The organism is Planosporangium spinosum (assembly GCF_049999945.1).
GTDB lineage: Bacteria > Actinomycetota > Actinomycetes > Mycobacteriales > Micromonosporaceae > Planosporangium > Planosporangium spinosum.
In genome coordinates, this window is sequence record NZ_JBLYUB010000035.1 from 20,470 (window position 1) to 34,901 (window position 14,432).

At 71.0% G+C, this 14,432-nt stretch carries 13 protein-coding genes; 6 read left to right on the plus strand and 7 right to left on the minus strand.

Features of this window, described 5'->3' with window-relative positions:
* Positions 1–87: 87 nt before the first annotated feature.
* The 3 genes from ACNTMW_RS30660 to ACNTMW_RS30670 form a co-directional block, all read right to left on the minus strand.
* On the minus strand, positions 88–873 hold the full coding sequence (locus tag ACNTMW_RS30660; protein ID WP_426637446.1) for an IclR family transcriptional regulator: 786 nt from the start codon (positions 871–873) through the stop codon (positions 88–90).
* Entirely contained in the window at positions 870–2,081 is a 1,212-nt protein-coding gene (locus ACNTMW_RS30665) for an FAD-dependent monooxygenase (protein ID WP_426637447.1), read from the minus strand. The genes ACNTMW_RS30660 and ACNTMW_RS30665 overlap by 4 nt, the downstream gene beginning before the upstream one ends.
* A gap of 170 nt (positions 2,082–2,251) precedes the next feature.
* Positions 2,252–3,184 (minus strand): aldo/keto reductase, encoded by a 933-nt coding sequence (locus ACNTMW_RS30670; RefSeq protein ID WP_426637448.1) that lies wholly within the window; start codon positions 3,182–3,184, stop codon positions 2,252–2,254.
* 691 nt (positions 3,185–3,875) lie between these two features.
* On the opposite strand from ACNTMW_RS30670, the gene ACNTMW_RS30675 reads away from it, so the two are divergent.
* The gene (locus ACNTMW_RS30675) at positions 3,876–4,160 is read left to right on the plus strand and encodes a DoxX family protein (RefSeq protein WP_426637449.1); all 285 of its coding nucleotides are present in this window, start codon (positions 3,876–3,878) and stop codon (positions 4,158–4,160) included.
* 81 nt (positions 4,161–4,241) lie between these two features.
* On the opposite strand, the gene ACNTMW_RS30680 is transcribed toward ACNTMW_RS30675, so the two are convergent.
* Positions 4,242–4,682 carry a DoxX family protein gene (locus ACNTMW_RS30680; protein WP_426637450.1) on the minus strand — a complete coding sequence of 147 codons (441 nt, stop codon included), beginning with the start codon at positions 4,680–4,682 and terminating at the stop codon, positions 4,242–4,244.
* A 537-nt stretch (positions 4,683–5,219) separates the two neighbouring features.
* Between ACNTMW_RS30680 and ACNTMW_RS30685 the strand changes: the two genes are divergently transcribed.
* The gene (locus tag ACNTMW_RS30685; protein WP_426637451.1) at positions 5,220–5,453 is read left to right on the plus strand and encodes a hypothetical protein; all 234 of its coding nucleotides are present in this window, start codon (positions 5,220–5,222) and stop codon (positions 5,451–5,453) included.
* 132 nt (positions 5,454–5,585) lie between these two features.
* Here the strand turns inward: ACNTMW_RS30685 and ACNTMW_RS30690 are convergent, their stop codons facing one another.
* On the minus strand, positions 5,586–5,765 hold the full coding sequence (locus tag ACNTMW_RS30690; protein ID WP_426637452.1) for a hypothetical protein: 180 nt from the start codon (positions 5,763–5,765) through the stop codon (positions 5,586–5,588).
* Positions 5,766–6,058: 293 nt separating this feature from the next.
* On the opposite strand from ACNTMW_RS30690, the gene ACNTMW_RS30695 reads away from it, so the two are divergent.
* Together ACNTMW_RS30695 and ACNTMW_RS30700 are read left to right on the plus strand one after the other, a co-directional pair.
* Entirely contained in the window at positions 6,059–6,373 is a 315-nt protein-coding gene (locus ACNTMW_RS30695; protein ID WP_426637453.1) for a PadR family transcriptional regulator, read from the plus strand.
* A complete protein-coding gene (locus tag ACNTMW_RS30700; RefSeq protein ID WP_426637454.1) occupies positions 6,373–7,287 on the plus strand; it encodes a hypothetical protein in 915 nt (304 codons plus the stop codon). The genes ACNTMW_RS30695 and ACNTMW_RS30700 overlap by 1 nt, the downstream gene beginning before the upstream one ends.
* A gap of 412 nt (positions 7,288–7,699) precedes the next feature.
* On the opposite strand, the gene ACNTMW_RS30705 is transcribed toward ACNTMW_RS30700, so the two are convergent.
* Together ACNTMW_RS30705 and ACNTMW_RS30710 are read right to left on the minus strand one after the other, a co-directional pair.
* Entirely contained in the window at positions 7,700–8,023 is a 324-nt protein-coding gene (locus tag ACNTMW_RS30705) for a GYD domain-containing protein (RefSeq protein ID WP_426637455.1), read from the minus strand.
* Between the two features lie 351 nt (positions 8,024–8,374).
* Positions 8,375–9,376 (minus strand): LacI family DNA-binding transcriptional regulator, encoded by a 1,002-nt coding sequence (locus ACNTMW_RS30710; protein ID WP_426637456.1) that lies wholly within the window; start codon positions 9,374–9,376, stop codon positions 8,375–8,377.
* A 347-nt stretch (positions 9,377–9,723) separates the two neighbouring features.
* Here ACNTMW_RS30710 and ACNTMW_RS30715 point away from each other — a divergent pair, with 347 nt between their 5' ends.
* Together ACNTMW_RS30715 and ACNTMW_RS30720 are read left to right on the plus strand one after the other, a co-directional pair.
* Entirely contained in the window at positions 9,724–10,944 is a 1,221-nt protein-coding gene (locus tag ACNTMW_RS30715) for an RICIN domain-containing protein (protein WP_426637457.1), read from the plus strand.
* Between the two features lie 168 nt (positions 10,945–11,112).
* Positions 11,113–14,400, plus strand: a complete 3,288-nt coding sequence (locus ACNTMW_RS30720) for an MGH1-like glycoside hydrolase domain-containing protein (RefSeq protein ID WP_426637458.1) — start codon at positions 11,113–11,115, stop codon at positions 14,398–14,400.
* Positions 14,401–14,432 lie beyond the last annotated feature (32 nt).

Below are 14,432 nucleotides of genomic sequence, written 5' to 3' on the forward strand. Positions count from 1 at the left end.
GCGCTGCGGCGCGCGTACCCGGACGCGGTCGCGGTGTCCGCGCTGACCGGCGCGCACCATGCGGGCACCGGACGAACGAGACCTGGGTCAGAGCGCCCGGGAGATGCCCAGGGCGGCCCTCCGCACCGCCGGTACCAGCCGGTGCAGGTTCCGGGTCCGGCTCGGCACGACCACCGAGATGCTCGCGACGACCCGCCGGTCGGGCCCGATCACGGGCGCGGCGACCGACGACGCACCCTCGGTCATCTCGTCGCGGGAGATGCAGAATTCGGTGCGGCGGATGTCGGCCAGGGCCTGCCGCAGGCGATCGGGATCGGTGATGGTGTTGCTGGCCAGCTTCGGCAGGCCCGCCGCGACGACCTCGTCGAACAGTGCCGGCGGTGCGTACGCCAGCAGCACCTTGCCCGGCCCGGTGGAGTGCAGCGGCAGCCGGCCCCCGACCCGCGACACCACCTCGACCGAGGGGCGCGCCATCAGCTTCTCCACGTACAGCGCCTCCCGGCCGTCCCGCACGACCAGGTGGACAATCTGGTGGGTGGCCTCGAACAGGTCCTCGAGGAACGGCAGCGCCGCGTCCCGCAGGTCCCGGCCGCGGGGTGCCAGCGACCCGAGCCGCCACAGGCGCAGGCCGATGCGGTACCGGCCGCGGCCGACCCGCTCCACCACGCCCCACGCCACGAGCTCGGCGAGCATGCGGTGAACGGTCGCCGGGGGTAGCCCCGTCGCGTGGGTGATCATGGCGAGGGTCTGCTCCGGTCGGCCGTTGCCGAAGCTCTCCAGGATCGCCAGCGCCCGGCCCAGGACCGTTCGGGTGTCCTGCTTGGCCCGCGCGTCGCCGTGGCCCGCCGTACCCCGCGCGTCGCCGTCGCTCACCGCGCCCCGCCGGCGTCCGGCGGGATCGGGGTGTCCCAGTCGACCCGGTGGTCGGACAGGCGCTGGTCGACAGGGCGCGGATCGGGTCGCCGTCGCCCGAGCCGGCCGGACAGGGCCAGGTTGCGCAGGGCCCGCCGCAGCGGCCCCGGCGTCGCGCCGCCGCCCTGCCGGGCGCTGGCCTCCACCAGGTCCTCGGTCCGCTCCCGGCGCTGCCGCTCGTACGCGTGGAACGCCTGCCCGGTGTCGGGCAGATCGCGCAGGCACTTGGCGAGCACGACGCTGTCCTCCAGCGCCATGGAGGCGCCCTGCCCGGCGGCCGGCGACGCGGCGTGCGCGGCGTCGCCCACCAGTACCATCGACGCGCGGTACCACACCGGTGTCGTCGGGATGTCGTACCCGTTGCCGCCGACGACCTCGTCGCCGGCCGCCGCCACGATCCCGGCCGCCGGGGTGTCGTCGCCGGCGAGGGCGTCGAGCGCGCGCCGCTTCCAGTACTCCGGGGTCGCCGCCGCGCGATCGGCGTCCGTCAGTTCGGTGCCGGACAGGCGGACGAACCACCAGGCCGGTCCGTCGGGGACGGTGGTGTACCCGAAGAACGCCCGCCGGCCGAAGATGAAGTGGTAGGCGTCCGGCGCCGTCGGGGTTGGCGGGTCGTCGGTATAGCCGTACACGATGTGCAGCCCGGTGTATCGGGGATGGGGTGCGCCGGGGTCGATGACCGTGCGTACGGTGGAGCGCAGTCCGTCTGCGCCGACCAGCAGGTCGCCCTCTGCCCGGGTGCCGTCGGCGAAGGTGGCGACGACGCCGCCCCCGGCCGTCGGTGTGGCCGTCACCAACCGTTTGCCGTGTGCGATGCGGCCGCCGCGCGCGACGACCTCGGCGTGCAGGACGCGGTGCAGGACGGCGCGGCGCAGCGTCCGGGCCCCGGGACCTTCGCCGCGTGCGATGTCGCGGTGGGTGAGGTGCCTGCCGGTGTGGTCGTACAGTTCGACGCTGGCGGCGGGGAAGGAGTGCGCGACGACCGGCTCGTCGGCGTCGATCGTCCGCAGCGCCGCCATGCCGTTCGCCATGACGGTCAGGAACGCGCCGACGTCGTCGGCTCCTTCCGGGTAAGCCTCGAAGACAATCGCGTCGATGCCGGCCTTGCGACAGGCGATCGCGGTGGCGGCCCCGGCGATGCCGCCGCCGATGATCAGGGCCTTCGTCATGCTGCTCTCCGCTCGCGACGTGGTGCGCGGCGCACCCGTGACGCTACGAGACTAGAGAGATCATCGTGAATTCGTTAGCGGTACTTCCTGTTCGTGCAAACGCGCCGTCCGGCGTGCCCACCGCGACCGGCCGGCCCCGGGACCCGTACCGCCCGGGGCCGGCTCTCCGGTCACTCCGACGCGGCGGTCAGGCGCGCGATCTCGTCGTCGGTCAGCCGCAGGTCCGCGACCGCGAGCAGGTCGGGCAGCTGCTCGACGGTACGGGCGCTGGCCAGCGGCGCGACCACGGTCGGCTGCGCGGCCAGCCACACCAGCGCGACGGTGGCCACGGCCGTGGCGTGGGCCGCCGCCACCTCGTCCAGCGCCGCGAGCACCCGGCGACCACGCTCGTCGAGGTACGCGGACGCACCGCCGGCGCGGGCGCTGTCGACGGTCACGCCGTCGCGGTACTTGCCGGTGAGGAAGCCGCTGGCGAGGGCGAAGTACGGCACCACCGACAGCCCCTCGCGCGCGGCCAGGTCGCGCAGGTCGCCCTCGTACTTGTCCCGCTCGACCAGGTTGTAGTGCGGCTGCAGGGCCACGATCTTGGGCAGGCTCTCGGCCTCGGTGATCTTCAGCCACTCCTCGAGCCGTGCGGCGGTGTAGTTGGAGGCGGCGATGTGGCGCACCTTGCCCTCGCGTACGAGGTCACCGAAGGCGGCGACGGTCTCCGCCAGCGGGGTGTCCGGGTCGTCGAAGTGCGCGTAGTACAGGTCGATGTGATCGGTGCCCAGTCGGCGCAGCGAGGCGTCGACGGCCCGCCGGATGGTGTCGCGGGCGAGGCCCGTCGCCTCCGGATGCCGGCTGACCTTCGTGGCCAGCACGATCCGGTCGCGATTGCCGCGCGCGGCCATCCAACGGCCGATGATCGCCTCGGACTCGCCGCCGGAGTTGCCCGGCGCCCACGCGGAGTACGCGTCGGCGGTGTCGATGAAGTTGCCGCCGGCCTCCGCGTACGCGTCGAGGACGGCGAACGACTGGGCCTCGTCGGCGGTCCAGCCGAACACGTTGCCGCCCAGGGCGAGCGGGAAGACGTCGAGATCGGTGTTGTTGATCCGTGGCATGCGGAAAAGGCCTCCCTGGCCGTGGTGCAGTTGCGTGATCGAAAATGCTAGTGACCCGACCCCGGCGGTCGGCCATCGAGGTGATCCACCGCCGGACCGCGCGGGGGCTGTCGTGCGGCAGGGCACCGATGTCGGCGGCAGGCATGCCGTGTGCGGACAGCGGCACCATCACCGCCCGGGTAGCGACCCGCCACTGCTGGTGCAGGGCGGTGATCAGGTCGCGGTACTGCTCGTCGAGACGTTGGCGAACACGCGGGCGGGGCGCCTACTGGCGATGACCTCGTCGGGATGATCGGAGTGTGGAAACTTGATCAGAACCCTGACGACGTCCTCGCATATTGGCTCACATCAACTCGGGCGAGTTGCGGACATAACTTCCGGCAACCTGCGCTAGGCCGTGTCTCGGGGATCGCATGTAGACCATGCGGTAGATAGATCAGGAGCGGCCGGGAGGCCCTCGGCCGCTCCGGCGGCGGGCTCAGGCATGGTTTGGCAACGCACATCGCCCCCCACCGCTCGCTGGGGCGGAGACCGCCGCGTGGGCCAGCGCCACCACCAACGGCTGTAGCCGGTGGGCGGGTGGTGCGGCACGATCGCCTCGGCGGCCTGATCGGCGAATACTCGCACGCCGCGTAGGGCGACCAACGTCCCGGCACCACAACGCCAGTCGCAGCACGGCAACCATCATGCCGTGGCGCTCATCGGCTACGTGAGAGTCAGCTGCGCGCACCTGGCACCAAGATTCCCGATACTCGGTACGCCCTTCGTGGTCCACCAGCCGACGGTGCTGTGGCCGTTGGTCAACGGAGGCGAATCCGCCGCGCTGTTCTGCTGGGCCTTCCTCGCCATCGCCGTCCTCGGCGCCGGCCCGTGGTCGCTCGACGCGCAGCTCGGCCGGCCACGCCACGACCGTGCCACCGGCTCCGCGCCGCGGATGGAGGCCGCGGACGCCGGGCCGACAGTCGCCTCGGTCTGACGGCCGACGCCACAGGGGCGGCTGGCCAACATCCTGCGGGCGGCCGGCATGTCGCACAGGTCGGCGTACCGGTCGCCGGGGTCAGCCGGCTGTCGGTACGGCGGACCTCCGGCGGCGCGAGAAGATCAGACGGTCGAGGCTGAACCAGCCGGCACCGACGGCAGCCAGCAGCAGGCTGGCCGCGCCCAGAGCGATCGCCAGCTCGCCGCCGCCCTCGGTGACGAGGATGCCATGACCGGCGTGGACGAACAGGTACGCGCCGAGCATGTCCAGCACCAACAGCAGACCGGCAACAGGGACGGCCAACCCGACGAGCAGTGCGACGCCGCCCAGCAGCTCCACGATGCTGGCATACCAGGCCGAGACAGTCGGCGCGGGCACGCCCATCCGCTGAAACGACGCCGCGGTACCCGCGACCCCGAAGGTCACCAGCTTCTGCCAGCCATGGGCGATGAAGACGACGCCGACACCGATGCGGGCGACAAGGATCGCCACGTCCCGGACGACAGAGGCCATGGTCATGGCGCGCCCCCTCTCCTCGTGCCACCGGGCGGCCACACGCCGACGACGAACCGACAGCCCCCGCCATCACTCTGGCAGAACGCGGGACACCTCGCCCGATGGGAACGCGGGCACTGTCGCCGCCCGGTGCCGTCCACGACTCCGTGCCCGGTACCGAGCCGGAACGCGATGTATGGGCGGCGGGCTGGTGGTCCGTCGGGCTGAAGCGCGATCCGGTTCGTGGCTGTGCGACTGCTCTACCTGGTCATGATTCGGGTGTTCGGCCGGCTCGTACTCCTGGCCGGAAGCGATGCCGTCGTCGCGGCGGAGCTGGTGGTGTTGCGTAACGCTGCCAGCAACGCCCGGTCGGTCCGTTCGAGCCGAGGATTGTGTGGTCCCAGCTGGCGTTGCAGTACCGCGATCAGGTGACGTGGGGTGAGGATCTTCACGGTGCTCAACCAGACGGTGACGATGCGATGCGCGCCCGGGATCGGTGGCATGACCCGGTGCGGCGCGGGTAGCAGGACCGAATGGGGCGCAACCTCCAAGGAGGAAGCGATGACGAGCAATCGTGAGACCGGACAGGTGACGGGTACCAAGGACAAGGACTACGACATCATCTGGTTCACCGAGGCGTGTCTGAGTAATGCCCTCCGGCTGGAAACGTACATACAGGACGCCGAACGTGAGGGCGACACGGAGTTGGCCGAGTTCTTCCGGCGGGCCCAGACGGAGAGCCGCAAGGGTGCTGAGCAGGGCAAGCAGCTGCTGAGCGCTCGGGTTGGAGGCTAGCCGGCCTGGCTGGAGATGACACGGACACCTTCGCCGACCGGGCGCTTGACCCAACCCGGGCCGCGCGACCGCCGACGTCGGTTGTGCGGTCATCCGGCATTACCACCCAGCACGCGGCGTGAAATTGGGTGATCATCGCGTCCAGGGCGCCGGCGGGTACACCACGAGCAGACCGTCGGCGGGGTCGGCCGCCAGTAGCACCCGGTCGCCGGCCGCCGGGCCGCACCAACGGCGGGCGGTGACCGGCAGCCGCAGGTGTCCCTGACCGGTCAGGCCGAATACGCCCTGCCGGTCGGCCGTGACGAATACCATCCCACCGCGTTGGCGCACATTCAGGCGGGTACCCGCCGCCCAACCCGGCGCCCGGACGACGGTGACGTTGGCGGCCCGGCCATCGCAGTCGAGCGTGGCCAACCCGTACCCGGTGGCCCGGTGGCCCGGTGGCCCGGTGGCCCGGTGGCCCGGTTCCGGGCCCGGGTGTCGGCGAGGCGAGGCAGCGGCAACGCCGCGCGAACGTTCCCCGGGGTGGAGGCGCGGTGGGGACTGGCCGCGGGAGCGGCGAGCGTCTCTTGACGATAACGGCTACATGAGTAGAGTTACCGTCCGTGCAGCGCAACCGCCCCCCATCGCCGCAGACCGTCAAGGTTCTGCGGGCGCTGGCCGCCGACCCGGCCCGGTGGCGTTACGGCTATGACCTGGTTACCGAGGTGAACCTCAAATCGGGTTCGCTCTACCCGATCCTGGTCCGGCTGGCCGACCGTGGCCTGCTGGAGACGTCCTGGGAGCCGGGCGTCGGCAGCAGGCCGCCCCGGCACCTGTACCGCCTGACCGGCGCCGGTCGCGAATTCGTGGCCGCCCTGACCGCCGCGCGCCGCGACCGTAGCGCCGCCCACCCCCACCGCCGCTTGAGTGAGGCGTGATGCCGTTCTTCTTCGTACTCCTGATCACGCCGATCGCCGTGGCGGTCGCGCTGTACCGCCGCAACCCGCGCCGGTTCCTGGACGGCCCGACCGAGGACGCGCCGCTGCGGCTGCTGCGCTGGGCGGTCAGCCTGCTGTCCCCCCAGCGGGCCGAGTGGGGGCAGGCCATGCTCGGCGAACTCGGCCACCTCGACGGACGGCTGCGGCGGATGCGCTTCGCGCTCGGCTGTAGCGGCGCCGCGCTGATCATGCCGCCGTGGGGTCGGGCCGCCGGCGGCCTCTGGGCGACGATCGGGATCGCCGCGGCCAGCTTCACCATCTACGCCGGCCTGACCGTCCAGTACCGGCTTGGCTTCGGTGGCTGGATCGCGCTGACGGTCGTCGGAATCATCTGCGTCGGGTACCTGCTCGGTGCCAGCGCGTTGCTGCGCCGGCCCGGTGTCGCGCTGCCCGGCCTGCTCGGCGGCGTATTCGCGACCGTGGTGGGGCTGAGCATGGCCGGGTTCACCGCACTCGACCAGGTCACCTTCATCCCGAGTCCCTGGCAGCAGTGGGTACGGGTGATCGCGGTACCCGCCGCGATCGGCGCCGCCGGCACCCTGTGGCGCCGTGACCCGGCCGCGGGGCGCCGCGTCGCCCGCCTGGCCGCCCTCAGCGCCGGGCTGCTGCAACTGCTGTACGGCACCGTCGCGGTCGCCATCCTCGGCGGCGGCGGGCCACCCGATGCGGCCGGCGGCGGCACGGTGGGCGGCACGGTCAATGAGCGCCTCGGCAACAACTTCCTCGACCTCCTGGTCGGGACCCTGATCATCGCAATGGTCGGCTGGGCCGCCGCCGCCCTCGCCGGCTACCTGGTGCGCCGTAAGCCCACACCGGCCGCGCCACTGGCCGCCGACCCGGTCCAGGGGGTGTGAACCCAATGACCACATCGGACCCGACAAACCAGCCGACGCCGGTACCGCGCCGACGCCGAGCCGTACGCCTCACCCTGCTGATCCTCACCATCGCAGTACTGACGGCGCTCGCCGCCAGCCTTCAACTGAGCGGCCGCTAGGCCACTACCGTCGGGGTCAGTCCCCGGCGTGAGCAAACCAAGGAACTTCCCTAGTTGGCGATCAGCGGACGCTCTACGTGTGGTGATGGCAGCCGTTCTCCCAGGTGCCGAAGAGATAGCGACCCACCGGCCTGACGGGCGCCCGTGGCCGGGCCGGACGTCCATGGTGCGCCGCTCGATCTGCACCATGTTGACCAGGTTCTGAACGGGGTGGCGGATGCCGGGCAGAGCGCCCTGAATGTCAGTGGATCGGCGTGGCCCTGGATTCGGGCCTACCGGGCACCAGGTGGCCGGTAACCGACCTCTTGCTGGGCGGCTCGGTCAATTTCTTCTGGCGTAAGCAGTACCACCGTCTTCGTCCTGACCGCGCCGGAGGCGGTAACGGCAAGGCCGATGGCGGCGGCCGTTGTGTTGTCGGGCAGATCCGCGACGAGGTAGACGTCCGCACCACCGAAGGCAAAGTAGTACGACTCCAGCCGGCCTCCGAGACGAGCGACCAAGTTCTCAGTCTGCGTAACGCGGCCGCTGCCGCCTTCGTCGAGGAGGCCACGAACGCCTTCGGCCGTGTAAGTGGATTGAAACAGGTACTTCGCCACGCACGTCACCTTCTTCTAGGGTTGCAGACCTCTGTCGGCAGCCACATGGAGCCCCACCCACGGCCACCTCAGGCTTACGCCTTATGCGGCGGCGCCAGGTCCGAACAGTTTCCTCATGTCGACGGCACAAACATTTCGCGCACGTCAGCATCAGCACCGGCGTCGCGATACTGCGCCCCGCACGACAGGGACGGACCTGTTCCAGGCCGCGGGAGGTCGGCGACGCCTTGGCCCTGACGCTCCAGAGTGGATCCAGCCGCGAGAACCTCCGGGCCATCGGGGTGCGCTCGCGGGACCTGACCCTCGCGCTGTGTAGCGCGAAAGCGCCCCCGGGGTGACCTCGGTAACGGGTCAGTGGGTGGGGGTGGTGACGCTGTCGCGGGTGATGAGGGTGGGGGCGATGGTGTGTCGGTTGGTGGTGGGCTGGCCGGTGAGGATCTGGTCGAGTAGGAGGGTGAGGCTGGCGCGGGCGACGGCGTGGAAGTCGGGGCGGACGGTGGTCAGTGGGGGGATGAAGTAGGCGGCTTCGGGGACGTCGTCGAAGCCGACGATGCTGACGTCGTGGGGGACGCGGCGGCCGCGTTCGGCGAGGGCGCGCAGAATGCCGAGGGCGAGGTGGTCGTTGCCGGCGAAGACGGCGGTGACGTCGGGCATGCGGGCCAGCATCTGGCCGGCGTGGTAGCCGGCGGCGGCGGTCCAGTCGGCGGGGATGACGGGTGGGATTTCGGCGCCGGCGTGGCGCAGGGCGTCCTGCCAGCCGGTGATGCGGCCGGCGGTGTCGAACCAGCCGTCGGGGCCGGAGACGTGCCAGACGGTGCGGTGGCCGGCTTGTAGGAGGTGGTGGGTGGCTTGGCGGGCGCCGGCGGCCTGGTCGACGGTGGCGAGGGCGCCGGTGTGGTCGGGGTTGCCGTCAATGGTGACCAGGGGGATGCGGGTGGGCACGTGGTCGAGGGCTTCGGCGGCGGAGGCGACGGGGGCGATGACGACGATGCCGGCGACGCGGTGGTCGAGGTGGCGGTCGACGGCGGTGGTGATGGAGCGGCGGTCGGGGGTGCTGACGGTGGCGACGCTGACGGCGAAGCCGGCTTCGGCGGCGGCCTGTTCGAGCGCGGCGAGCAGGGAGGCCGGTCCGTACAGGGTGGAGTTCATGGTGACCGCGCCGATGAGTTGGGAGCGGCCGGTGACCAGGGCGCGGGCTGCCCGGTTGGGGCGGTAGCCGAGTTCGGCGATGGCCGCGCGGACGCGTAGGCGGGTCTGTTCGCGGACGTTGGGGTGGTCGTTGAGCACCCGTGACACCGTCTGGTGGGAGACCCCGGCAAGGCGCGCGACGTCCGTCATGGCAGGCGCTCGCATGCGCTGATTATCCACTCGCTGTGCCTCACGCAGACAAACCCCGGACCGGTCCGGCCGCTTCGGGGAGGTGACGGGCCGGCGGGGTGGCCGGTCCGGATGCGCCACGACCACCAGTGTCCGCGACGATCGGGCGTCGGTCAATCACGCCACCGAAACATTTTCGGTGCCACCGTACCCGAATGACAACCGCAGCGAAGAGCAAAAGCGGTATGCATCTATTGACACTCGCCAATGGCAGGCCTAGCTTCCTGAAAAGGATTTCGACAAGGGCCAGGCGGTGGCTGCCGGGCCACGGCGGCCGGCTCACCCGGCGCCGCGCGTTTCGTCGCTGGCGAAAGGAGGGGCACGTGAGCAGATTGTTGGCGGTGCACCGGGCGCGCAGGTCCGGACGGGGGTGGCGGGTCCTCGCGCCCGCCGTCGTGACGGCCGTCGTCGCGGTGGGATCGTTGCTGGCGGTGCCCGGCGCGGAGGCGGCTACCGGGTTCACCACGACGGTGGTCAACCAGGCCAGTGGGTTGTGCGCGGAGGTGCCGGCCGCGCCGGGCCCCGGCGGCCTGACGCAGCTGGTCGCCTCGGCCTGCGGTACCGGTGCCGGGCAGCGGTTCGCCTTCACCCCGGTCGCGGGCACCGACGCGTACACGATCGGCACGGCGACGGCGGGCAACTGCGTGGACATCGCCGGGGCGTCCGGCGCCGACGGGGCACAGGTGATCCAGTACGGCTGCCACGGCCAGAGCAACCAGCAGTTCCGGCTGCAGCCGGTCGCGGTGGCCGGGGCGGGCAACACCTTCCAGGTGGTCTCGGTGGCGTCCGGCAGGTGCGTCGCGCCGGCCGGTGACGCCGGTACCGCAGGGACCGGGCTGGTACAGCTCGGCTGCACCGGCGCGGCCACCCGGGTGTGGCGGCTGGCCGGGTACGCCGGTGGCGGCGGCACACCGACCCCCACCGCGACCCCCACCGCGCGGCCCTCCGGCGGCGTACCGCCGAGCAGGACCGTCCGGGTGTACTGGCTCAAACCCTCCGACGTGGCCTACGACCAGCGGTACCCAGACGGCATCGCGAACGTGATGCGCGAGGCGCAGCGGTACTACCGGCAGGAGCTGGGCAAGACGTTCACGCTCAACAACCCCGTGGTCGAGGTGGTCAACGGCGACCACGCCCGCAACTGGTACGAGAACACGCCCAACTGCGGCGAGAAGTACTGGTGGACCGTCTGCAACATGCAGGCCGAACTGCGCAGCAAGCTCGGCCTCGGTGCGCCGGACAGCCGCTGGGTCAACGTCGGTGAGATCAGCGCCGAAGGCGACGGCGCCGGCGGTGGTGGCGGCAACGGCTGGGTCATCCTGAGCGGGCACGACGCCGACGGCGCGGCCGGCATCAACGGCACCATGAACCGCTGGTACGGCGGCATGGTGCACGAGCTCGGACACGCGTTCGGCCTGCCCGACTCCTCGTCGACCGACGGCACACCGATGTCGGCGTCCTTCTACAACTACCCGAACACGCACTTCAGCGCCGACCAGAAGAACCGGATCCTGAACGGCCCGTACGGCAGTTTCCTGTCCTGATGGCACACGGACCCGCCGCCCGTTGTGGGGTGGGCGGCGATGGCGGTACCCGGCCGCCCCGGTGCGGCCCCCATCGGGGCGGCCGGGTACCTCCGACACTCCGTCGCGCCCACCGGCGCCGATGAACCGGTGCGAAGCAGCACCCGACACCTCGCGGGAGGTCACCCCATGAGCAGCAGACGGAAGCCCCGGAGCCTGCGGTGGAAAGCGCTGGTCGGCATCGTGGCGGTCACCGTGGCGACCGGTGCGGTCACCACGCTGGCCGCGCCTCCCGCCGGGGCGGCGCAGACGATCGGGTACCCGTCGTTCTCCGGCCCGGCGGTGCCGCAGCCGCCGGTGGGATATACGACCGGGAACATGATGCAGGCGATCTACGACGCCGAGAAGTCCGGTACCGACTTCTGGGTGGACCGGCTGCTGGCCCGGTCCGGCGGCAACGATCCGTCGGACGCCGACGGCGGGATCCTGATGACCCGGGGGCGGGCGCTATTCATGAAGCAGCACAATCCCGCGGTGATCGGGTTCGGTGGGCGGGTGGCGTACTGGGAGAGCATCAGCGACGCGAACGCGTACGCGGTAACGCTGAGCCCCGGCACGTTCACCGAGCAGAGCGGTCAGCGGTGGCAGGCGCCGAGCCACTGGCGTGGCGTGTACACGTCGGGCTCGGTGCAGGTCACGGTGACGAAGTTCATCACGAACAACAACGTGGCGGTCACCAACCTGGCGATCCGCAACAACGGCACCGGCGCCACCACGCTGACCCTGCGCGCCACCTCGCCGTACGCCTCGGCGGGCAGCGGGAACGAAATGACCGGCTCGACCGGGGTGAAGAACGGGCTGACCACGCTGACCACGAAGCTGTCCGGTGACGGGTTCGGCGCCTCCGGTGGCGCGCTGACCCGCACCGTGACGGTCGGCGCCGGGCAGGCGGTGCAGACGAAGCTGGTGATGGGCTTCATCGCCACCGAGATCCCGGAGTCGGCCACCGAGTACGCCAGCTACCGGGATGCCAGCCCCGACAACGCGTTCGCCACCCACGTGCGCGCCTACCACAAGTGGTGGGCCGACAACGTGCCCTACATCGACGTGCCGGAGCCGGCGATCAAGAAGGAGATCTTCTACCGCTGGTGGCTGATGCGGTTCAACAACCTGGACGCCAACATCCCGGGGCAGACGTACCAGTTCCCGACCTCGGTGGAGGGGGCCCTGGGGTACAACAACGCGATCGTGCTCACCCAGCCCATGCACATCGACGACCTGAAGTACCTGCGCGACCCGAAGTACTCCTACGGCGACTGGCTGTCGGTGGGGCAGGTGTCCAAGGGCGGCCGGTTCGTCGACAACCCCGGTGACCCGGAGAACTGGTCGAACAGCTACACCCAGTACATCGCCGAGGCGGCGTGGAAGAGCTACCAGATCCACGGCGGCCAGCCGGCGATCGCGGCCAACCTGGCGCACTACGCCGAGGGCGACGTCAAGGGCCAGCTCGCCTACTACGACCACGACAACAACGGCATCATCGAGTACGACTGGGGCGCGCTGACCGGCAACGACGCCGACGCGGTGTCGTTCCACTGGCGCAGCGGGAACCTCGACCGCACCGAGGCGGCCTACCAGTACAGCGGCGCTCTCGCCGCCGCCCAGGCGTACGACGCGACCGGCGACAGCGCCAAGGCGACCGAGCTGCGCAACCTGGCCAACCGGATCAGGACCGCGGTGAGTACCGTCCTGTGGGACCCAGGCGACAAGCTCCTCAAGCACCGCCACGTGGCGAGCAACGCCCTCGACCCGTGGAAGGAGATCAACAACTACTACCCGTACGCCGTCGGCCTGATGCCGAACACCGACGAGTACAAGCAGGCGCTGCGCCTGCTCGCCGACCCGGCCGAGTACCCGGTATTCCCCTTCTACACGGCCAACCAGCGGGACAAGGCGGCCGCCGCCGCGGCCGGCTCACCGGGCAGCAACAACTTCTCCACCATCAACTCCACCGTGCAGTTCCGGCTGTTGTCGTCGGCGCTGCGCACCTACCCCAACCAGTGGATCGGCACCGAGGACTACAAGAAGCTGCTGTACTGGAACGCCTGGGCGCAGTACGTCGACGGCAACACCGCGTGGCCGGACGCCAACGAGTTCTGGGCGAACTGGAACCCGACGACCCGGCACATCGACTACCGGTCCTGGATCCACCACAACATCCTGGGCAGCAGCAACTGGACCGTCATCGAGGACGTGGCCGGACTGCGGCCCCGCAACGACGCCAAGGTGGAGCTCTCGCCGATCACCATCGGCTGGCCCAACTTCACCGTCAACAACCTGCGGTACCGCAACAGTGACCTCACCATCGTCTGGGACGACCCGAGCGACGGCGTGGTGCGCTACAGCGGCGTGCCGGAAGGCTACTCGATCTACGTCAACGGCACCCGGGCGATGACGGTGAACAAGCTGGTGCCGCTGGTGTACGACCCGGCCACCGGCGCGGTCACCTTCCCCGGTACCGCCGCGACGGTGACCTACGCCGCCGCCATGCCGGCCATGCGCGCCCCCAACCAGGTCGTGCTCAGCGACCCCGGCACGGTGGACCTGCTCGCCAAGGCCGGCGTCGACCTCACCGCCAACCTGACCAACCTCGCCCAGGGCGCGACCGTCAGCGCCTCGTACACCGCCGGCGGCACGTCCACCGGCGCCGCGGTCGACGGGTACCCGACCAACGAACCGTTCTGGGGCGCCGGGGGATCGGCCAACAGTTCCGACTGGTACGAGCTGAACTTCGGCTCCGCCAAGACCGTCGACGAGGTGCGGCTGTACGTCAAGGACAGCCGGCCGGCCAGCGGCACGTACCGCGCGCCCGCCTCGTACCAGGTCCAGTACTTCAACGGCAGCGGGTTCGTCGACGTCGCCGGGCAGGTGAAGACGCCGGCCGTGCCGCAGGGCAACGACAACAACGTCCGGTTCACCGCCGTGTCCACGCAGCGCCTGCGCGTCGTGATGACCCACGCGTCCGGCGCCAGGACCGGGCTGACCGAGGTCAAGGTCTACAACCGGGGCGGCGGGCAGCCGCCGCCCCCACCGACGGGCACCAGCTACGAGGCGGAGTCGAGTGCCAACACCCTGACCGGTCAGGCCGCGGCGCGTACCTCGCCGAACGCCTCCGGCGGCCGGGTCGTCGGGTACGTCGGCGGTGGCGGCGGCAACACCCTGCGGTTCAACGGTGTCACCGCGGCGGCGGCCGGCAGCCGTACCGTCACCGTCCACTATGCCTCCGGTGAGGACCGGTCGGTCCAGATCAGCGTCAACGGCGGCGCGGCCGTCACGGTCGGCACGCCGAGTACCGGTGGCTGGGACACCATCGGGTCGGTCACGGTGAGCCTGACCCTCGCCGCCGGCACCAACACCCTCACCTTCGGCAACACCAGCGGCTGGGCACCGGACATCGACCGGATCGTGGTCGCGTGACAAGCCCGGCCCGAGGCCGGTGACGAAACCGT